At 34.6% G+C, this 19,252-nt stretch carries 21 protein-coding genes and 2 pseudogenes; 11 read left to right on the top strand and 12 right to left on the bottom strand.

Translation table 11 applies throughout. From position 1 onward, the window contains the following. Positions 1–170 precede the first annotated feature (170 nt). The 5 genes from pnp to ABWU74_RS00850 are packed head-to-tail and all read right to left on the bottom strand — an operon-like array spanning position 171 to position 4,033. Positions 171–2,444 (bottom strand): polyribonucleotide nucleotidyltransferase, encoded by a 2,274-nt coding sequence (pnp, locus tag ABWU74_RS00870; RefSeq protein ID WP_095742791.1) that lies wholly within the window; start codon positions 2,442–2,444, stop codon positions 171–173. A gap of 14 nt (positions 2,445–2,458) precedes the next feature. Next, positions 2,459–2,731 (bottom strand): 30S ribosomal protein S15, encoded by a 273-nt coding sequence (gene rpsO / locus ABWU74_RS00865; RefSeq protein ID WP_006279944.1) that lies wholly within the window; start codon positions 2,729–2,731, stop codon positions 2,459–2,461. Between the two features lie 12 nt (positions 2,732–2,743). Continuing rightward, positions 2,744–3,082: a hypothetical protein gene (locus ABWU74_RS00860; RefSeq protein WP_353289330.1), complete on the bottom strand. Its 339-nt coding sequence runs from the start codon at positions 3,080–3,082 to the stop codon at positions 2,744–2,746. Positions 3,083–3,089: 7 nt separating this feature from the next. Beyond that, positions 3,090–3,815 (bottom strand): transposase, encoded by a 726-nt coding sequence (locus ABWU74_RS00855; RefSeq protein WP_353289322.1) that lies wholly within the window; start codon positions 3,813–3,815, stop codon positions 3,090–3,092. Beyond that, positions 3,803–4,033 carry a transposase gene (locus tag ABWU74_RS00850; RefSeq protein WP_353289437.1) on the bottom strand — a complete coding sequence of 77 codons (231 nt, stop codon included), beginning with the start codon at positions 4,031–4,033 and terminating at the stop codon, positions 3,803–3,805. Before ABWU74_RS00850 ends, ABWU74_RS00855 begins: the two co-directional genes overlap by 13 nt. 45 nt (positions 4,034–4,078) lie before the next feature. Between ABWU74_RS00850 and ABWU74_RS00845 the strand changes: the two genes are divergently transcribed. Both ABWU74_RS00845 and ABWU74_RS00840 read left to right on the top strand, forming a co-directional pair. Beyond that, a complete protein-coding gene (locus ABWU74_RS00845; protein ID WP_147155110.1) occupies positions 4,079–4,264 on the top strand; it encodes a hypothetical protein in 186 nt (61 codons plus the stop codon). 25 nt (positions 4,265–4,289) lie between these two features. Further along, positions 4,290–5,274 (top strand): annotated as a pseudogene (locus ABWU74_RS00840) (IS4 family transposase); the annotation flags it as partial. A 193-nt stretch (positions 5,275–5,467) separates the two neighbouring features. On the opposite strand, the gene ABWU74_RS00835 reads toward ABWU74_RS00840, so the two are convergent. Next, positions 5,468–6,415: an IS110 family transposase gene (locus ABWU74_RS00835; RefSeq protein WP_209472550.1), complete on the bottom strand. Its 948-nt coding sequence runs from the start codon at positions 6,413–6,415 to the stop codon at positions 5,468–5,470. A gap of 216 nt (positions 6,416–6,631) precedes the next feature. Between ABWU74_RS00835 and ABWU74_RS00830 the strand changes: the two are divergent. From ABWU74_RS00830 to ABWU74_RS00810, 5 genes and pseudogenes are all read left to right on the top strand, one after another. Continuing rightward, positions 6,632–7,039 (top strand): annotated as a pseudogene (locus tag ABWU74_RS00830) (IS4 family transposase); the annotation flags it as partial. Between the two features lie 157 nt (positions 7,040–7,196). Continuing rightward, complete coding sequence (locus ABWU74_RS00825; RefSeq protein ID WP_353289329.1) at positions 7,197–8,297, top strand: hypothetical protein; 1,101 nt, start codon at positions 7,197–7,199, stop codon at positions 8,295–8,297. Then, positions 8,252–8,809, top strand: a complete 558-nt coding sequence (locus ABWU74_RS00820; protein WP_341813882.1) for a hypothetical protein — start codon at positions 8,252–8,254, stop codon at positions 8,807–8,809. Before ABWU74_RS00825 ends, ABWU74_RS00820 begins: the two co-directional genes overlap by 46 nt. 176 nt (positions 8,810–8,985) lie before the next feature. Continuing rightward, positions 8,986–9,333 carry an IS630 transposase-related protein gene (locus ABWU74_RS00815; RefSeq protein ID WP_022626382.1) on the top strand — a complete coding sequence of 116 codons (348 nt, stop codon included), beginning with the start codon at positions 8,986–8,988 and terminating at the stop codon, positions 9,331–9,333. Positions 9,334–9,500: 167 nt separating this feature from the next. Next, positions 9,501–9,836, top strand: coding sequence for a transposase (locus ABWU74_RS00810; RefSeq protein WP_353289328.1), 336 nt, complete (start codon positions 9,501–9,503; stop codon positions 9,834–9,836). 416 nt (positions 9,837–10,252) lie between these two features. Here the strand turns inward: ABWU74_RS00810 and ubiB are convergent, their stop codons facing one another. Next, positions 10,253–11,683: a 2-polyprenylphenol 6-hydroxylase gene (gene ubiB, locus ABWU74_RS00805; protein ID WP_070356945.1), complete on the bottom strand. Its 1,431-nt coding sequence runs from the start codon at positions 11,681–11,683 to the stop codon at positions 10,253–10,255. After that, entirely contained in the window at positions 11,680–12,420 is a 741-nt protein-coding gene (locus ABWU74_RS00800; RefSeq protein WP_038199232.1) for a metal ABC transporter ATP-binding protein, read from the bottom strand. The genes ubiB and ABWU74_RS00800 overlap by 4 nt, the downstream gene beginning before the upstream one ends. On the opposite strand from ABWU74_RS00800, the gene ABWU74_RS00795 reads away from it, so the two are divergent. Next, on the top strand, positions 12,412–13,293 hold the full coding sequence (locus ABWU74_RS00795) for a zinc ABC transporter substrate-binding protein (RefSeq protein WP_341811258.1): 882 nt from the start codon (positions 12,412–12,414) through the stop codon (positions 13,291–13,293). The genes ABWU74_RS00800 and ABWU74_RS00795 overlap by 9 nt on opposite strands. Before the next feature lie 224 nt (positions 13,294–13,517). Here the strand turns inward: ABWU74_RS00795 and ABWU74_RS00790 are convergent, their stop codons facing one another. Both ABWU74_RS00790 and ABWU74_RS00785 read right to left on the bottom strand, forming a co-directional pair. Further along, complete coding sequence (locus tag ABWU74_RS00790) at positions 13,518–14,243, bottom strand: transposase (RefSeq protein WP_353289182.1); 726 nt, start codon at positions 14,241–14,243, stop codon at positions 13,518–13,520. Further along, positions 14,231–14,461 carry a transposase gene (locus tag ABWU74_RS00785; protein WP_353289437.1) on the bottom strand — a complete coding sequence of 77 codons (231 nt, stop codon included), beginning with the start codon at positions 14,459–14,461 and terminating at the stop codon, positions 14,231–14,233. Before ABWU74_RS00785 ends, ABWU74_RS00790 begins: the two co-directional genes overlap by 13 nt. 3 nt (positions 14,462–14,464) lie before the next feature. Here ABWU74_RS00785 and ABWU74_RS00780 point away from each other — a divergent pair, with 3 nt between their 5' ends. Continuing rightward, complete coding sequence (locus tag ABWU74_RS00780) at positions 14,465–14,593, top strand: hypothetical protein (RefSeq protein WP_264374075.1); 129 nt, start codon at positions 14,465–14,467, stop codon at positions 14,591–14,593. 188 nt (positions 14,594–14,781) lie between these two features. Here ABWU74_RS00780 and ABWU74_RS00775 read toward each other — a convergent pair whose 3' ends face one another. After that, positions 14,782–15,009 carry a helix-turn-helix domain-containing protein gene (locus ABWU74_RS00775; RefSeq protein WP_264339655.1) on the bottom strand — a complete coding sequence of 76 codons (228 nt, stop codon included), beginning with the start codon at positions 15,007–15,009 and terminating at the stop codon, positions 14,782–14,784. Between the two features lie 73 nt (positions 15,010–15,082). Beyond that, positions 15,083–15,283: a 50S ribosomal protein L33 gene (gene rpmG / locus ABWU74_RS00770; RefSeq protein WP_010082633.1), complete on the bottom strand. Its 201-nt coding sequence runs from the start codon at positions 15,281–15,283 to the stop codon at positions 15,083–15,085. A 149-nt stretch (positions 15,284–15,432) separates the two neighbouring features. Here rpmG and ABWU74_RS00765 point away from each other — a divergent pair, with 149 nt between their 5' ends. Continuing rightward, positions 15,433–17,196: a ribonuclease E/G gene (locus ABWU74_RS00765; RefSeq protein ID WP_353289327.1), complete on the top strand. Its 1,764-nt coding sequence runs from the start codon at positions 15,433–15,435 to the stop codon at positions 17,194–17,196. An 86-nt stretch (positions 17,197–17,282) separates the two neighbouring features. Next, positions 17,283–19,205, top strand: a complete 1,923-nt coding sequence (gene dnaK, locus ABWU74_RS00760) for a molecular chaperone DnaK (protein ID WP_012673300.1) — start codon at positions 17,283–17,285, stop codon at positions 19,203–19,205. Positions 19,206–19,252: the final 47 nt, after the last annotated feature.

Genomic DNA, 19,252 nt, shown 5'->3' with positions numbered 1-19,252 from the left:
CTTGCTTTGTCTACCTTATTCTACCACTCCGCTGAACGGATACCTTGGGTTAGCTATAGCTAACACCACAATTGTACTAACATTGTGATTTGAGAACAACCTTCACCAGAAAGGGTGTCATTCCAGTGTTAAGCACTGGAATGACGAGAGGTAACGCAAGAAGTTTACTCTTAATAAAAACCTGATGATGAATCATTATTACCAAATTTCGGCCTATTTCTGTTGCTGAAACCAGAACGAGGACGAGGAGGCCTCTTATGGTGACTTCCTCCAGGTTTTCTACTAAATGAATTATTGTAATAATTATCCCTGTCATTTGGACCATCTTTCCTTTCCTCGTTGTAAAGCTCACCTTCAAAAAACTCTCCCGTCTCTTGATCAACCCGACGTCTTGACAACTTTGGACACCCACCTTTTTCGAAGTCAATTACTAGTGCTTTGAAAGTATCATCTTGTTTAAGTACGCTCTCTATAGAATCTATATGTTCATTAGCTACTTCACTTATGTGCATTTTTCCTTTTCTGCCATTAAGAAATTCAAGCTCTACAATAGACTTCTCTATTCTTACAACCTTGACATCAACTATAGAACCTTGTTCTAGTTCTGTTATTGAATCAATCATCATACTCTTTGCAATTTCAGCTTCAGTGCCACTCGTAGCAAAAACAGAAACTTTACCATCATCTCCTATTTCAATTTTTGCATTACTTCTTTCACACACACTGCGTATATTTTTCCCCTTAGAACCTATAGCAGCAGAAATTTTGTCTTTATCTATGTAAAATGATAACATCCTTGGTGCATGGTCTTTGACATCATCACTGTGTTCTGAAATCACTGCATTCATTTTTTCTAAAATATGTAATCTTCCAGCTTTTGCCTGTTCTAAAGATTTTTCAACAATTTCAAAGCTTATACCAGAAATTTTCATGTCCATTTGTAGCGCCGTAACCCCTTCACTAGTTCCTGCTACTTTAAAGTCCATATCACCAAGATAATCTTCATCACCAAGTATATCGGAAAGTATTACATACTCGTCTTTATCTTTGATGAGACCCATAGCAATTCCAGCAACAGGGGCCTTTATTGGCACACCCGTATCCATTAAAGCAAGAGAAGTCCCACAAACTGTTGCCATAGAAGAAGAACCATCAGACTCCAAAATTTCGGACACTACTCTTATTGTATAAGGAAATTCAGACTTATCGGGTAAAACAGGATGAATTGCTTTCCAAGCAAGTTTGCCATGACCGATTTCTCTTCTTCCTGGTGCACGCGCAGCAGAAGTTTCTCCAACAGCAAATGAGGGAAAGTTATAATGCAACATGAAATGCTCACGTCTATCCCCTTCAATATCATCCACAATTTGCTCATCTTGAGTGGTGCCAAGAGCAGTAACAACCAGTGCCTGAGTATTGCCTCTTGTAAATAGTGCAGAACCGTGAGTTTTGGACAGAATATCAACTTCAACTTCTATCTGACGTATCTCATCATGCTTACGACCGTCTATCCTTACACTTTTCTTCCTAATTATTTCACGTACTAAAGATCTTTCAAAGTTTTTTACTGCATACGTAATTAACTTTTCGTCTTTTCCAGTTTCTTTAAGAGTATTCAATATATTCTCTCTGATCGCTTCTAGAGCTTGAACTCGCTCTTGTTTTACTGTTTGCGAATATGCTTTTTCAAAATCTTTACCGTATTTTTCGAGCTCTTGTGTTATATCTGATGCATCAATAGGGGCAAAGCTCTCAGGTTTATTGCCAATTGTATCAGCAAACTCTTTTATGAGCTTAATGACAGGCTTAAGGTGTTCATGGCCAAATTTTATTGCATTAAAAACATTTTCTTCAGAGAGCTCTTTCACTTCTGATTCAACCATTAAAATTGAATTTTCATCACCAGACAAAAACAGATCCAAGCTGCTTGCTTTCATCTCTTGAACAGAAGGGTTGAGTATATAGTTATTATTTTCATCACAACCAACCATCACTCCAGCTATAGTAAAGTGAAAGGGAACACCAGAAATTGCAAGAGCTGCAACAGCACCAATCAATGCTGGCACTTCAGGAGGATTGACTGTATCATAAGTTAATAGATTGCACACCACACTAATTTCATCATGAAATCCTTCTGGGAATAGTGGTCTTATACTTCTATCTATTACTCTTGAGATTAAAGTTTCTCTATCAGATGGCTTGCCTTCTCTTTTAAAAAACCCGCCAGGGATCTTACCCATGGCATAGCTTTTTGCGATAAACTGCACATTTAAAGGTAGGAAATCAACGCTTTCTTCCTTCTTTTTACGTACAACAGTTACTAAAACAGAAGTATCACCGTAATTTACAACTACTGAACCATGAGCTTGGCGTGCTATTTTTCCTGTTTCTAAAGATAAGGCACGACCACCCCACTCTATAGATTTTTTTATAATTTTAAACATATTAAATTCCTCGATTATTTTCTAATGCCTAACTTCTCTATTAATTCCTGATAGGCTTCATTACCAAATTTACGCTTTATATAATTTAAGTGCTTGCGTCTTCTACCTATCAATATAAGTAAACCACGCTTAGAGTGATGGTCATGCTTGTGCACTTTAAAATGCTCAGTTAAGTTACTGATCCTCTCGGTCAAAATTGCACATTGTACAAAAGATGAGCCTGTATCATCTTCTTTAATTGCATATATATTTATCAAACTCTTTTTCTTTTCGGATGTTATCGACATCTAAACCTCATTTTAAATATTAAAAACACGAATAGGTTTCACACAACCATAAATAAAACTGCAGATTGCAATAGGTACACTACCCACCACCGTACAACAAATATCATGATTCTTTAAATTACGCAAGTTATTTAATACAACTTCCTGACCTTTTCTGATTTTCCCCGCATCTTCTAGGGAAATTTCAACTTTGAACATCGATTTTAAAGCCGATTCAATGGGGATGACGAAACTTTTTGTATTACTCCCTGTCACTCCATCATCTCCTGTCATCCCACCCCCCTCTGTCATCCAAGTAGCTGACACTGGGATGGCTTTGTTGCATCGCTCTTCGGATAGTAGGTAACGCACAATAAATTTATGAAGCTATCTCAAATTTAGCCATACCAATATCAGTGAACTTATTGAGCAAATAGCATTTAACAAGTAGTTCCTTCTCTCTATTTGTCTCAGATTTATTCCTAAAACTAAATCCGAATATTTGCTTTAATCTTGAGAAAAACCCTTCAATATAAGATCTTTTCCCATAATTTACTTCTTTTTTCCATTCTTTCATGCCATCTTCACCGTATAATTTTATTAACCTAATAGCAGCATTCCTGTCAGACATATAATCTATTTCTGGATGTTCTGCCGCATTGTTTATTGGTGGAATTTTTGTCTTTATATCATATTCGTTACACAACTTATAAAACTTGTGCCTATCACATGCTCTATCTGCATATAGTGCTTTTATGGCATGCTGAAAATCAACTTCTTTTAGCAAATCACAAGCTCCATAGTGATCAGAGTAGACACCGTTACTGTATTTTACAGCTATGGCTTTTTTGTTGTTTATATTCAACATTACGTGCAATTTTCTCGTTTGCTCATAGCCACGATATTTTCTGTCAGTGCTATTTTCCTTGCTGTGACCAGGAGTGTTGTTGTATATACTAATTCCTGTACTGTCTATAGCAATTTCGATATCTTCCATATTATTTTTATCAATTCTGCAATCATTTATCTTAATATTAAGTTTCTTAAACCTTCTTGATGCTTGTGAATAGCTGATAACTGCCAAATCTCTTCCTATTTGTTGCAAATACCCTTTTTAAACCCGACTGTTTGTCTTAAACCAATTCTAAAGAAACTGACGATTATATGCACCAAAATCACAACTTTATCACTATAAATATAGTTGCCGCCCTGCATTTTTGGACAATTCTCGTACCAATTTTCTATGGCGTCATTGATATAACAAAAAATGCTTCCTCTTTCTTGGAGAAATTTGTTATATTCATGGCAGTTACTGACTCTCATTTTTTGTGGCATATTTTTTCTTCAACAGTTAAATGGCTATTTATAATGAATTTTGTCAGTAACTGCCAGTTCTTTTCACTTGAGCGATGCAACAAAGCCCACTGGGATCCAGTTTCACCTTGTGATGGTGTCATGAAAGTAGCTGACACTGGTTTCCATCCAAGACGGTGTCATTCCTTACTATTACCCACAAATATAAATGGACTAAAAAGTAAAATATTACAATATTAAAGTTTGCAAATATTGAGGGTGTAAAATGGCAAGTAAAAGTAGTGAATGGGCTAAAAATGAATTTGGAGATAAAAGGTTAACTGAGCGATTAGTAAAGATTGCTGATATGTTTGACAAAATTACCTGAAAGTTAGATTAATCAAGCATGTGAAAGTTGGTCAGAAGCAAAAACAGCATAACGTTTTTTTCAAAATGAGAATGTAAAAGAAAGTGATATTTTAGCTACACATATTAATAAGACGGTTGAGAGAACAAAAGCTCACAAGAGGGTTCTTGTCATTCAAGATACCAGTTACATTGTATATAATAACCATAAAAAAACAAGCGGATTAGCAAATTTGTCCAGTTATGATACTGCAAAAGGTATTATAATGCATACAGCTCTTGCCGTTAGTATAGAAGGTTTGGTACTAGGGATACTAGATCAAAAAGTTTATTCAAGACCTGAAGAAACTGAGAACCTTAAAAAAAAGAGCGATCGCATTGAAGATAAAGAAAGCGTAAAGTGGTTGGAAACTTTAAGAAAAACAAATAATATTATTGATCCAACTCAAACTGAGACTATAACTGTATGCGATAGAGAAGCAGATATATATATGACTTTTTTGAGCTTGCACATAATCTTAATTCGGCAGTGCTAGTTAGAGCATGCAGAGATAGAGCAGTAAATAGAAAATCTCGATATCCTGAAAAAGGTGAGCAGAAGTTATGGGCATTTATTAAATCCTCTCATTGTGCAGGTACGGTAGAAGTTGAAGTTCCTGTAAAAGATAATAAGCCAAAAAGAACAGCACGTTTGGAAGTTAGATTTGGAAAGTTTATGATGAATCCATCTAAGAATAATATTAGGCATAAGACGGAAGAACTACCTAAATTACCACTTTATGCAGTTTATGTTGTTGAGAAAACTCCCCTTCCCTTAAAAAAAACCGCTAGAATGGATGCTATTAACGAATCTTTCAGTTAATACTTTCGATGAAGCTGTTGAAAAAATTAGTTGGTATCAACTATGTTTTTTAAAAATTTTTTTATTTGTGTAATTTTGCAAATTATATGGGCAATAAAAACCCGTTTGTCATAGAAATAGAATTTTATATCAAACAGCTACCACAGCAATTTCTGCTTAAGCTAATGAATATGTGCTTTAAGTCTGTGTGGACGCACATATTCATTAGCCAATTTCAGTTACCGTTGTGAAGATTTTTAAGTATGCAAATTAATTGCTTCTTTAAGTCTTGTATTAGCAATTACTATAATTTTACGCATTAGGGCTGTTATAGCCACCATCTTCTTCTTACCACTTTCAACAAGCTTAGAATAAAAGGCGCCAAGTATAGATTTTGACCTTGTAGCAGCCATAGCGGCTGTAAAGAGCTTTGAACGAACGTTACTTCTACCACCTGTAATCCTTCGGTAACCAACAGCTTTACCACTTTCTTTTGGATGCGGTGCAACTCCGGCAAGACTTGCTACTTCTTTTCTATTTAAGTAACCAAGCTCTGGCATTAAACACAAAAAATCTTGTGATAACTTTTTACCTATTCCAGGAACTGTTTTAAGAATTTTTTGGCGTTGTTGTAATTCGCGGCTTTCATCAATAATCTTTTGTATAGTATCATTGAGTTCGTTTATTTGACTATCGAAAAACTCAATGGTCTTTTGACAGCTTTCTTTTATATGATCATTTTCCGGTGCTTCAAGTCTGCATTTTTCTTGAGTTCTCATTTGCGTAATATCATCACGACGTTGACAAAGTGCAGCCAAAGTTGATTGTTCTGTAGAGGTAGGTACAAATAGAGAGATAGTTCTATGGCGTTCAAATCCATATTGAGCAAGAGCTCTTGCATCTGATCTATCAGACTTTGCTAAAGTTCCGTGAGATAAAATAAAGCTTTTTACTTTACGAGTATTAGCTCGATGCACGGCAATATTTTTGTCGGTAAGAAAATGTGATAAGCCAAGCTCATATTTCCCTGTATTTTCTAAAGTCACTAAAGCATTAGGTAGAATATCTGAAAACTCTTGAAATAATTGTTGCCAACCAGAAGCATTATTATCAAATTCGACAGCATTCTTCTGTTTGTGAATTGCAACGACATTTTTAAATTTTCCGATGTCAATGCCAATAAAATTTTGATAAGATGTAACCATAATAAACCTCGATAGTTTTAGTTAATTTAAGATTGTAAACGGGTGCATATATATGTCCCAAGCAACTATTCAAACGTATCGAGAGATAGGGCTAGCGTACCTTGATACCAACGGTTGTAATACCAATTTCCTTTCGGTCGCGCACGCCCGCTATTCCTAGTGAGCAGGGTTATCTTTCTCTCTTATCTCTTTTATATCACGTTTTTAACTTACAATTGCCTTAGATGGAAAATAGAGATATTACATAAAATTTTAAATCCGGTCTCAAAGTTGAAGAATGTAGGCTTGGAATAGCAGAAAGACTAATGAGATATCTAACAGTTATGAGTATTATTGCTTGGAGGATCTTCTTTATTACATCAATTGCAAGAGCTAACCCAACATTACCATGTACTACCTTATTAGCTGAAGAAGAATGGAAAGTTTTATACGTTAAAATACACAGAAAACCATGTCCAAGTGTAGTTCCCAACATAAAAGAAGCTGTTTCATGAACTTGGAGGCCATTTAGCAAGAAAAAATGACCCAAAACCAGGACCAATTACTCTTTGGAAAGGATATAAACGTCTCTTTGATTTAGCAGAAGGATGGCGACTTGCTCACGAACCTCATATTTGTGGGTAATAGTAAGTTGTTAGGGGGATCTGGAGATACCGCGGCGGTATGACGTAGGGAAATCTTACTTATTATAGCTATAGTTCTACATGAATTACAAAAGTAATATTTACTAGATCTTAATATTTTAGATCTATATTTTAATAAATAATGAGCTGTAATTAGTATGAATAATCCATTTAAAAGTGAGAACTATAAAAAAAATCTCGATTCTCTGATCAAAGCTGTAAAGCTAGGAAATGCAGAGAAACAATATAACAAAACGTTAAGGGATTTATCTCATGCATTAGAAGGTTTTACAGGTGAGGCAAAAGGTATAGCTGAGTTTGTTATATATACTGACTTGAACAATTATGTAGAACAGCCATTAGGTCTTTTTAAAACATTAATGAATAGAATTTTGGGAAAAAATTTTCCAACCAAGAACAGTAGTATAAGTAATTTTGTAAATGATGAGTTGTCAAGTTTCACTTTAGAAACAGCAGCTAAGTATACAAGAATTTTAAAAAAAATTGATCTCTTGGAACAATTAGAAAAAGATTTCAGAAAAAATAATATTTTAAAAGATTCTTTAAATTTAGAACAAAGTGAAAAGAGTCAAGGAAAAGATAGATCACACGAAGTGAGTTTGGAAGGTAGAAAGCAAAAGGAAGGTACTTTTGAGCTGCGAAAAGAAGAACAGCCGAAAGAAAAATTAGGTGGTAATCGCATGAGGCAAATAAAGCGACCAACAACAGCACCTCCGGCTGCTCCAGATTCGAGGAAGGTACGCTTTAAATCAGAAATATCCTCAGATGGAGAAAGCAAGGCAAAGTCTACATCTTCTTTACTAAAAGGAGCTAATAGTTTTAGTATGCCTGATGCTAAGGAAAATCCTTCTGAGGATTCAGGCTATGAAAGTTCATTAGATCAGGGGTCTGAATATGAAGACATATCAAATTATCAAGAGAAAAAGCAAAAGGAAAATCCTTTATATGAGCAGAGAGAAGATTCAGGCTATGGAAGTTCATTAAATGAAGAGTCTGTATACAAAGAGATATCAAATTATCAAGAGAAGAAGAGTAAAATTTTAATAGAAAATTCGCAGAGTTCAAAATCGCCCAAAGAAGAGCCAATTTATGCAACAGTTCCTAAAGAACATATAGAAGCAAAAAGAGAACGTAAGCAGAAACAACAACCTCAATCCCTCGTACCACCAAAACCACCGCAAGTGCCAAAAAAATGTTTACTACTGGTCAAGAAGTTAGACAAGAATCGAAAGTGGTAATCAAAGATAAACCTGCAGTACCGCCAAAGCCTAAAAATCTAAGCCGTGCTAATCAAAAAGTAAGCACAGAGCCAAAAGTAGTAGGAGTAATTCTTAAAAAATCAGCTGAAAGAGTACCACTAAAATCTGAAAATCAAGACAATAGGAAATCAGCACAAAAAGCTGCTGGTAAGGCGATACCAAAAGTAGCAGCAGCTACTATGAAAGGAGGAGCTAATCGCGAGATGGGCAGTAAAGTAAAGGCATTAAAAGAAAAATTTGAGCAAAATCAAGCAAAAGGAAATGCTAATGTACAGCTTGCTGAAAGCAAAACCACTCCAGCAGCACAAGCGGATATCGGTGTGAAGAAAAAACAATCTCATTCATTTCTAACAGAGAATAAAAGATCTGCAACGAAACACGTAACAGCAAAATCTGATCCAAAATCTCATGTCAGCAAAAATTCCCTTCTCACGCATGCAAATGTAAAGGAAATGGTTGCACAAATTGAGAAAGGAAAAGGAGGAAGATAGTAACATTTGGGAAAAAACATATGTGTCAAGTCAAGAGATTGTGAGCAAATTTAGGAAATTATAGCTAAACTGACTTAGATTTACCGACAATTTGAAAAACCGTCATTCCGCTAACTATAGTATTTTCAAAAGCGAATGATAAAGGTATAATATGTTTTTTTAAAGTAGGGAAAGCGATGGTATATAGTGTAGATTTAAGGGAAAAAGCAGTGTCTTTGGTAGAAAAAGGAAAGTCAAAGGTTGAAGTTGCAGAGGTTTTTGAGATAGGGATAGCAACACTATATAGATGGCTAAAAAAGAAAGCTACTGGCCAAGGTCTCAAAGCGGTAAAAAGTACTGGTTTTATTCGAAAAATAGATCCAGAAATACTCAAAGAATATGTCAAAAAACACCCAGATCACACACTAGCAGAAATGAAACAAAACCTTGGCTTTGGGATAAGTGCAATTTGGTATAGATTAAGACAGCTAAAAATAACCTTTAAAAAAAGTCACATTCTATCAAGAGCGCAATCAAGAAGATAGGCAGCAATTTATCGATAAAGTCTCAAAAATAGACCACTGTAGCATTTTATATATAGATGAAGCAGGAGTTGATAATAGACTATACCGAGAATATGCACGAGCTCCAAGAGGAGAAAAAATATATGCTGATGTTCCAGGAAAAAAGCGGGAAAGAGTGAGTATAATAGGTGGATGAGAAGTTTATTGCACCAATGACCTTCACAGGAGGGTGTAATAAAGATATGTTTAATGTATGGTTAGAGCGAAGATTACTTCCACAATTACAGCGTGATACAACCATAGTTATGGATAATGCTACATTCCATAAAACTCCCAAAACAAAGTCATTAATAGAGTCTTTTGGCTGTCATTTGCTTTATCTTCCAACATATTCACCTGATCTAAATCCGATAGAGCATTGTTGGCACACCATCAAAAGTTGCCTCAGACCTCTAATGCATCAATGTACAGACTTACACCTTTTAGTTGGTAATACCATTTTAGACGTTTATCATTCGTTTTAGAAAATACTATAGTTGAAATAGCGCAGTTACTCACCCCATAAATTTGGTGCTCTCTTTCAATCAAAGGTGTCTTGCTGCTTGAAATGTTTTCTTTGTAAAAATTTGGCTTATCTTTATATCATCTCATTCAAACAGCATTAACATAACTTATGCCTTTTTTGGATGTAGAAATTTTCTAGGAATTGTCTTTTTGAATTCTATGGTATTTTGTTTAACATTGAAACAAGAGGCCAGTGTCACGCACTGGCATGACACCCATTTGTTCCTATAGTTGTCTTTTCTCGTCTACCTTATTTTGCCACTCTGCTGAACAGATACATAAAGAAAGTGGAAAATTGGACATTCTCAACTCGGCTCCTGCAGATTAAAAATTAAGTTGAATAAAAATTGGATTTGACGCAGTTTTTTCCCATAGTTTAAGAAATTAAAAGTTTAACGATTAGAATTATAATTACAAACCACAATAAAAAATAGACTTTTCCATTTGATTTATTTTTAATTTGGATGTTTTCTAATTTTTTATCAGCTATTAGGTTTAATTTTTCTATAAGGCTAAATATCCCTTGGATTGTTTTTACAGGATAAGAACTTCTAATTTTTTCCCTATACCCTATTTTATTTTCATGTTGACTGCTTATCCACGCTTCAACTACTTTCCACATATTGATTTCTGAGTAGATCTTTCTACATGTCCCTTCCAGTAAAATCATAGTTTTCTGCAGCAATAACAATTGTGTTTGAACTTTCATATCAAAATCACCAGTTATTTTTAATAGCTGAGCAAGTAAACTAGCAAATGAAATCTTCTGTATAGGCTGCCCAATAATGGGTTCACCTATTGCCCTGCAAGCTGTGACAAAATTTCTATGCTGTGATGAAACATAACCAGCCCTAAAGTGCATTTTTGCAACGTGATCATAATCCCGATTTAAAAAGCCTTTGAGTATCTCTATAACGTAATAGCATGTCTCACGATCTATTCTACCCATGATTCCACAATCCAGGGCAATAATATTGTTATTACTATCAACCATTAGATTTCCAGGATGCATATCAGCATGAAAAAAACAATCCCTGTATACTTGATTGCAAAACGATTCTATAAGATTGATAGCTATTTGCTTACGATTATTCAGTTTTTCAACTTCGTATATTGGCGTTGCTTCTATCCATTCTAATGTTAAAACCTTTTTCGAAGTTCTATTCCAATCTATTTCAGGTACGTAAAAACCTCTGTCATTTTTTGTGTTTTCCTTTAGTTCCGAAGAGTGAGCAGCTTCAAAACGTAGATCTAACTCTAATCGGCAAATTTCAGCAAAAGTTTTGACTAATTCAATTGGCCTCAGCCTTTTTGATTGTTCGCTAAATTTTTCTGCAATTTCTGCAAGCCAAGAAAGCATTTTTATATCCCTTGAGAATGTTTTCTCAATATTTGGCCTTAAAACCTTCACAGCAACTTCCTTACCCTCAGTTGTAACCGCTCTATGCACCTGAGAAATCGATGCTGCTGCAATTGGCTTTTCAGAAAAGCTTGAAAAAATGTCGCTCAATTTACAATTAAACTCACTTTCTATAGTTTTAACTGCTATTTTATGTGAAAATGATGGCAATCTATCACATATCAATAACAAGTTATTTGTTATATCCTCATTTAAAACATCAGTACGTGATGAGATAGACTGCCCAAACTTAATGAACACCGGACCTAATTTTTCAAGAGCACACTTTAGCTTGTGGCCTTGTATTTTATTTATTGATTTTTTTGATGGTGGAAGTAAATAAGGTAATATATTGTAACGCGTCAGCACCGTAGTTATGTGCAGAAGACGCAAAATATTTTGAATCATTTCGCTGCGTAACTGCTAAATATTTCATTTAGGGTTCTATTTTTCATAATCTCATCAGGCTTGCCTTGGCAATAGATAGTATTATTTATACAAATTATGTAATCTGAGGATGGTAGAGCAGAGTTAAGATCATGAGAAGTCATAAGAATCGATACCAATCGTTTTTTTGCTATTTTATTTATAATATCATAAAATTTAGCCCGCGCGTTAATATCCATTGCACTAACTGGTTCATCTAGAATGATCAAGTCAGGCTCTGCAATTAAACAACGTGCAAGCAGTAATAATTGTGTTTGCCCTGCAGAAATTTCTAACACTTGATTTTTCAAAATGTTACCGATACCAGCCAACTCTATCGTTTCTGTAATAATGGATTGATTTTTCTTTAGTCTTTTCAAGGAGCTATTTAAAAGAAAATATTCAACTGTTATTGGCATCAAATTACTAATACTAAAATTTTGCGGCATGTAGCTAATTTTTGTGTTCTCAGCTAACACAATATTTCCAGTATAATTTTTATTTATACCAGCAATTGCTTTCACTAAAGAGGTTTTACCTCCACCATTTGGACCAAGTATTGTAATTATGTCTCCTCTTTCCATGAACATATTGATATTGTCAAGGATTCTTTTACCATCATATGCGAGAGCAAGATTTTCTATTTTTAGAACACGATTATTGACATTATTCAATTTATTGACAAAATTTAACTTCTTCTCAACGTTTATATGAGACATTTACTGGCTTTTTTTCTATTACTTTCACTTACACTATACTATAATATTGCCTTTTCATCCAATTTAAAAGTTGTAGCTACAATCAAACCTATCCACTCACTTGTAGCTTCTGTTACAGAAGGGATTTTAGAACCGGAATTGCTTGGCTATGCAACATCTGCACATAATTATATATTAAAGCCATCTGATGCGAGTAATTTAGAATCAAGTGACGTTATATTTTATGTTGACGATAACTTAGAGACGTTTGTTCAAACTTTCGCCAAAAATAATAAAGAACTAGTGCAATTGTCAAAGGCAATCAACCTACTTCCTACTCGGCCACATTCATTTTCTAGAAAAATCACTCACATTCAAGATGAAAAAGATTTACACATGTGGCTGAGTCCCAAAAATGCAAAGAGCATGATACTTTCTATAAGTGCAACATTGTCTGACATAGATAAAGGAAATTCCCATCGATACAGTTCTAATGCAACAAAAGCTATAAAAAAAATAGACCAAGAAGTAAAAGAAATCATGAAAGAACTGAATGATTTTAAAAATCAAAAATACATCGTTACTCATGATGCTTATCAATATTTTGAAAAATATTTCGGTCTAAATCATCCAAGCGCTATTCTTTCCATAGAAGAGGATTCTTACATAGGTATGAAGAGTTTAATGAAGCTAAAAAAGATAATGAAGGAAGAAAACGTTAAATGTATATTTGCTCATTCACAGGAAGATAGCATAAAGCCTAACGCCCTTTCTAATGACGCAAAAATGGTAGTTCTTGATCCTATTGGATCAGACATAGAGCCTGGAAAAGATGCATATCTAGCTATAATCAATAGCATTGCACAAAATTTTAAGTCTTGTTTTGTTGAGTAATAAGTTCCCTTTTAGCTTACTGTTTTATTGTTCTACAAATCAAGAAGAAGTGAGTTTACAACAAATGGTGTCATTCCAGTCTGGAATCCAGCTTTTTCATAATCATCAAAACGTTGTATTTTAACATAAAATGGCTGCTTTTATGCTTACTAACTTAATAAAATTCCTGGATCCCAGTGGGCTTTGTTGCATCACACTTTATGAGATGGTGATTTATGGTAAATTCATGTAACTATCTCAAATTTAGCCATACCAATATCAGTGAACTTATTGAGCAAATAGCATTTAACAAGTAGTTCCTTCTCTCTATTTGTCTCAGATTTATTCCTAAAACTAAATCCGAATATTTGCTTTAATCTTGAGAAAAACCCTTCAATATAAGATCTTTTCCCATAATTTACTTCTTTTTTCCATTCTTTCATGCCATCTTCACCGTATAATTTTATTAACCTAATAGCAGCATTCCTGTCAGACATATAATCTATTTCTGGATGTTCTGCCGCATTGTTTATTGGTGGAATTTTTGTCTTTATATCATATTCGTTACACAACTTATAAAACTTGTGCCTATCACATGCTCTATCTGCATATAGTGCTTTTATGGCATGCTGAAAATCAACTTCTTTTAGCAAATCACAAGCTCCATAGTGATCAGAGTAGACACCGTTACTGTATTTTACAGCTATGGCTTTTTTGTTGTTTATATTCAACATTACGTGCAATTTTCTCGTTTGCTCATAGCCACGATATTTTCTGTCAGTGCTATTTTCCTTGCTGTGACCAGGAGTGTTGTTGTATATACTAATTCCTGTACTGTCTATAGCAATTTCGATATCTTCCATATTATTTTTATCAATTCTGCAATCATTTATCTTAATATTAAGTTTCTTAAACCTTCTTGATGCTTGTGAATAGCTGATAACTGCCAAATCTCTTCCTATTTGTTGCAAATACCCTTTTTAAACCCGACTGTTTGTCTTAAACCAATTCTAAAGAAACTGACGATTATATGCACCAAAATCACAACTTTATCACTATAAATATAGTTGCCGCCCTGCATTTTTGGACAATTCTCGTACCAATTTTCTATGGCGTCATTGATATAACAAAAAATGCTTCCTCTTTCTTGGAGAAATTTGTTATATTCATGGCAGTTACTGACTCTCATTTTTTGTGGCATATTTTTTCTTCAACAGTTAAATGGCTATTTATAATGAATTTTGTCAGTAACTGCCAGTTCTTTTCACTTGAGCGATGCAACAAAGCCATCCCAGTGTCAAGCACTGGGATGACATCGTAGGGGTGCTGGCCTGATAACCGTCATCCCGCTACTTGTTAGCGGGATCTAGAGATACCGCGAATGAATCGCGGTATGACGGTTCGCGGCGGCATGACGATAAGGTTTATACCTTGTCATCCCAGTGCTTGACACCGAGATTGATTTATCTTGTCTACCTTATTTTGCCACTCCGCTGAACGGATACCATATTATGCAGGTTTAGAATTATGCTTTATTCTTACGTTTATGTCTTGGCCCAATACAATCAATAAGTTAAGCAAGTATTCTAAGGAGAACCCTTCGATTTTTGACCTATTGATTTGAGATACTTTAGGTTGATCAATCTTTAGAGCGTTTGCTGCTTTTTTCTGTGTTGTGTACTTCTTACTTATTAATTGTGCAATGACCTTTATTAATTTCAGTTTTGTATCTTTCACATCCCCCAACTCTACTATTATAGGATAACTTAATTGTAAATTTTGCATAATAATAAAATTCCTTATAAAAAAATTACTTTAGTTTTTCTTCTTTAAATAACACATGCCTTCTGACTACTGGGTCATACTTCCTAAACTCCAGTTTTTTGGTGAGCTTTTTTGGATTACGCTTTTTTACATAAAAATAGCCAGTTGATTTTTCTTCACCAGTTTTTGTTATCTTGATTGCAGTGCTGACTAACTTAACGAGCAAAGAAGCATTTTTTTTCGCCATACTTATAATGATATAATAAATTCTATGCGAGTTTATTACGCAAAATACTAAAAGTCAATCGAATAATGCAGATTGCAAAATCCTTGACAATCAACAGTGCATTAAGTAGCATAAAGTTAACTTCAGAATAAAAAGCAAACGGTAAATAAGTGACAAATAGTGGTAAAAGGGTATTATTGATAGAAAATTCTATCTGTTCTAATGAGGTAAGAGTTGCCTTGTCAATTAATAACAAGGTTGTAGAATTTGAACAAGAATTCAAGGAAAAAAAACAATTAAGAGGTAATATATACGTTGCTTATATAAAGCGTATAGAGCCTTCTTTGCAAGCCGTATTTATTGAATATGGGAAAAATAAGCAAGGTTTTTTGTCTTTTTCCGAGATATCTCTAGATTACTTCAACATTCCAGAAAAAGAAAAGGAAACTATCTTTGAGGGCTACTCAAATGACGATTGTATAGAAGAAGCCTCAGCAAATGTTTCTTCAGATTCTGCAGCTAGTAAGAATGTCAACGGATCAGGTAGTGGTTTTGTAAGAGAGGTACCTTTATATAAAAAATACAAATTACAAGATGTTATTTCAGTAAATCAAAAAGTATTGGTCCAGCTAACTAAAGAGGAACGAGGCAATAAAGGAGCTTCATTTACAACATACATAACTTTAGTGGGTAGATACTGTGTTTTCATGCCAAATTCCATGAGCAAAGGTGGAGTGTCCCGCAGAATTGAAGATGCTAATGTCAGAAAGCAGTTAAAGGAGATACTGAGTTCAATAAACTTGCCAAAAAGATCAGGTTTAATAGTAAGAACTGTTGGTTCAGGAAAAAATAAGAAAGAAATTGAGCAGGATTACAATTACTTATCCTCATTATGGCAGAGCATTCAAAAAAATGCCTTCTCTGTAAACGTTCCATCATTAATTTACAATGAAGCAGATGTAATTATGAGATCTGTTCGTGATTTTTGTAGCGATGGTATAGAAGTTATAGTGTCTGGAAAGGAAGCTTTTGAGGCAGTTAGGCAATATGCTAACAATGCACTAAAAGGTAGTAAGTTGCGCTATAGATTGTATAGAGGTTATGCTCCGATCTTTACTTACTACGGAATCGAAGATCAAATTTCTGAGTTATATAGCAATAGAGTAGAATTGCCATCTGGTGGGTCTTTGATAATAACTTTAACTGAGGCGTTTGTTTCAATAGACGTAAATTCAGGAAAGATGACAGGAGAAGATAGCATAGAAGAAACAGCTTATAGAACCAACATGGAAGCAGTACCTGAAATATCAAGACAGGTGAATCTTAGGGGCCTATCAGGATTAATAGTAGTCGATTTTATTGATATGTTGAAATATCAGTATTGCAGAGCTGTTGAGTCTGCTATAAAGCAAGCGTTTAAAGATGATAAAGCTAAAGTTCAATTTAGCTACATAAATGACTTTGGTTTAATGGTATTTTCAAGACAAAGAATTAAACCAAACATACAAGAAATTAATACTACAGAGTGTTTACGCTGCAAAGGTACTGGAAGAGTAAAATCAAACGAAGTAATTGTTTCATCAATACTAAGGGATTTACAACATATTGCTAACAAGAATCGAAATAAGTCTTTTGATTTAGTAGCACACAGTGCAGTTATAGCGCACATTTTTAATAACAAACGCAATACAGTTTCTACAATCGAAAAAGAGTTTAATATTACATTGAACGTTAGTATTGATAACAGTTTAGATGTAAATACATTTGTTTTAAAACAAGGAGATGATGTTAATTTAAACGGTTATAAGCCATTACAGAACTCTGGATACCAAATTGGGGATAGCAGCAATGAAGAAGCTGATAATTCAAATAAACTACGAGGCAATTTTTGGCTGACTAAGTGGCTTTCGCGCCTTTTAAGTTCTAATAACTAATTAGAAACCTAAATTGGGCTTGTAATTAATGAGCCCTATACTTATATATTCTTATATCAGATAATATTTACAATGGGGTACTCATTATGGGAAGAGCAATAGGCATAGATCTCGGAACAACAAATTCTTGTGTTGCAATAATGCAGGGCAAGGATACAAAGGTAATAGAAAATAAAGAAGGGGCAAGAACTACTCCATCTATAGTTGCATTGACTTCTTCAGGAGAAAGGTTGATTGGTGCTCCAGCAAAAAGGCAAGCAACCACCAATGCAAGTAATACCTTTTTTGCTACTAAGAGATTAATAGGCCGTCAATATAGTGATCCTGAGATGAAAAATCTAAGTGTACCATACAAAGTATTTGCAGCAAAAAGTGGTGATGCATGGGTTAAAACAACTGATAATAAAGAATATTCTCCTAGTCAAATTGGTGCATTTATACTACAAAACATGAAAGAGGCAGCAGAAGCTTATCTTGGAGAGGAAGTAAAAGATGCTGTGATAACAGTGCCAGCATACTTCAACGACTCTCAACGTCAAGCAACAAAAGATGCAGGAAAAATTGCCGGATTAAATGTACTCAGAATAGTAAATGAACCGACTGCTGCAGCACTTGCTTATGGTCTTGATAAGAAACATGGGCACACAATAGTAGTATATGACCTTGGTGGTGGTACATTTGACGTTTCAATACTTGAAATAGGTGATGGAGTTTTCGAAGTGAAAGCAACAAACGGTGATACCCATCTTGGAGGTGAAGACTTTGATAATGGAGTAGTGAGTTATTTACTAGATGAATTCAAGAAAAGTAATGGCATTGATTTGAAAAATGATCCAATGGCTATGCAAAGAATCAAAGAAGCTGCTGAAAAAGCGAAAATTGAATTATCAAGTGCAATGGAAACGGAAATAAATCTACCGTTTATTACAGCTGATGCAAGTGGTCCAAAACACTTAAATATGAAATTAACGAGAGCAAAACTTGAAAGCTTAGTGAATGATTTAATCGAAAGAACTATGGCTCCTTGTAAAAAAGCTCTTGAGGATGCTGGTTTATCTGCTAGTCAAATTGGCGAAGTGGTTCTTGTTGGTGGCATGACTCGTATGCCAAAAGTCATAGAGAAAGTTAAAGAATTCTTTGGCAAAGATCCACATAGAGGAGTTAACCCTGATGAAGTTGTAGCAATTGGAGCTGCAATACAGGCGGGGATCATTCAAGGTGATGTAAGAGATGTGTTACTACTTGATGTGACCCCACTTTCTCTTGGTATTGAAACTCTAGGAGGAGTATTCACTCCACTTATTGAGCGTAATACTACAATTCCTACTAAAAAATCTCAGGTGTTTTCAACTGCAGAAGATAACCAAACAGCTGTTACAATTAAGGTGCATCAGGGTGAAAGAAAACTGGCAGTTGATAATAAGCTACTCGGTCAGTTTAGTTTGGAAGGGATACCTCCTGCTCCGCGCGGAAGGCCACAAATTGAAGTGACATTTGATATAGATGCAAATGGAATAGCACACGTTTCTGCAAAAGATAAAGCTACTGGAAAAGAGCAAAAAATACGCATTCAATCTTCAGGTGGTTTATCTGATGATGAAATAAATCGCATGGTAAAAGAAGCTGAAGAAAAAGCGCAAGAAGATGAAAAGCGCAAAAAGTTTATTGAAGTGAAGAATCAAGCGGATAGCTTAGTCCATTCTACAGAAAAGTCTCTGACAGAGTATGGTGATAAAGTTTCACCAGAAGATAGATCTGCTATTGAAAATGCAGTTAACGAATTAAAAGAAGTTAGTAAATCTGATAACATTGATGACGCTGATTCAATACAGCAGAAAGTCACTAATCTTTCTCAATTATCTATGAAACTTGGAGAAGCTATGTATCAAGCATCTCAACAAAATAGTGCTGAAAATGGCTTTTCATCAGAAGGAAATCCAAATGATAAAGAGGAAAAAGTAGTAGATTCTGATTATCAAGACATAGATAATAAAGAAGAGAATAAGTAATTGCGATTGTCATCCAAGTAGCTGATACTGGGATGACAAGAGGAGCA

Source organism: Wolbachia endosymbiont (group A) of Paraperithous gnathaulax (assembly GCF_964028485.1).
GTDB lineage: Bacteria > Pseudomonadota > Alphaproteobacteria > Rickettsiales > Anaplasmataceae > Wolbachia > Wolbachia pipientis.
This window is presented reverse-complemented; position numbering and strand designations above follow the sequence as displayed.

Bases quoted from the DNA above. Each gene is read 5' to 3' on its own strand.
- ABWU74_RS00795 (WP_341811258.1), top strand. From the start codon at position 12,412: ATGAGACATTTACTGGCTTTTTTTCTATTACTTTCACTTACACTATAC.
- ABWU74_RS00825 (WP_353289329.1), top strand. From the start codon at position 7,197: ATGAATAATCCATTTAAAAGTGAGAACTATAAAAAAAATCTCGATTCT.
- ABWU74_RS00820 (WP_341813882.1), top strand. From the start codon at position 8,252: ATGTTTACTACTGGTCAAGAAGTTAGACAAGAATCGAAAGTGGTAATC.
- ABWU74_RS00835 (WP_209472550.1), bottom strand. From the start codon at position 6,415: ATGGTTACATCTTATCAAAATTTTATTGGCATTGACATCGGAAAATTT.
- ABWU74_RS00785 (WP_353289437.1), bottom strand. From the start codon at position 14,461: ATGAGAGTCAGTAACTGCCATGAATATAACAAATTTCTCCAAGAAAGA.
- ABWU74_RS00815 (WP_022626382.1), top strand. From the start codon at position 8,986: ATGGTATATAGTGTAGATTTAAGGGAAAAAGCAGTGTCTTTGGTAGAA.
- rpmG (WP_010082633.1), bottom strand. From the start codon at position 15,283: ATGGCGAAAAAAAATGCTTCTTTGCTCGTTAAGTTAGTCAGCACTGCA.
- pnp (WP_095742791.1), bottom strand. From the start codon at position 2,444: ATGTTTAAAATTATAAAAAAATCTATAGAGTGGGGTGGTCGTGCCTTA.
- ubiB (WP_070356945.1), bottom strand. From the start codon at position 11,683: ATGATTCAAAATATTTTGCGTCTTCTGCACATAACTACGGTGCTGACG.
- ABWU74_RS00845 (WP_147155110.1), top strand. From the start codon at position 4,079: ATGAATTTTGTCAGTAACTGCCAGTTCTTTTCACTTGAGCGATGCAAC.
- ABWU74_RS00800 (WP_038199232.1), bottom strand. From the start codon at position 12,420: ATGTCTCATATAAACGTTGAGAAGAAGTTAAATTTTGTCAATAAATTG.
- dnaK (WP_012673300.1), top strand. From the start codon at position 17,283: ATGGGAAGAGCAATAGGCATAGATCTCGGAACAACAAATTCTTGTGTT.
- ABWU74_RS00850 (WP_353289437.1), bottom strand. From the start codon at position 4,033: ATGAGAGTCAGTAACTGCCATGAATATAACAAATTTCTCCAAGAAAGA.
- rpsO (WP_006279944.1), bottom strand. From the start codon at position 2,731: ATGTCGATAACATCCGAAAAGAAAAAGAGTTTGATAAATATATATGCA.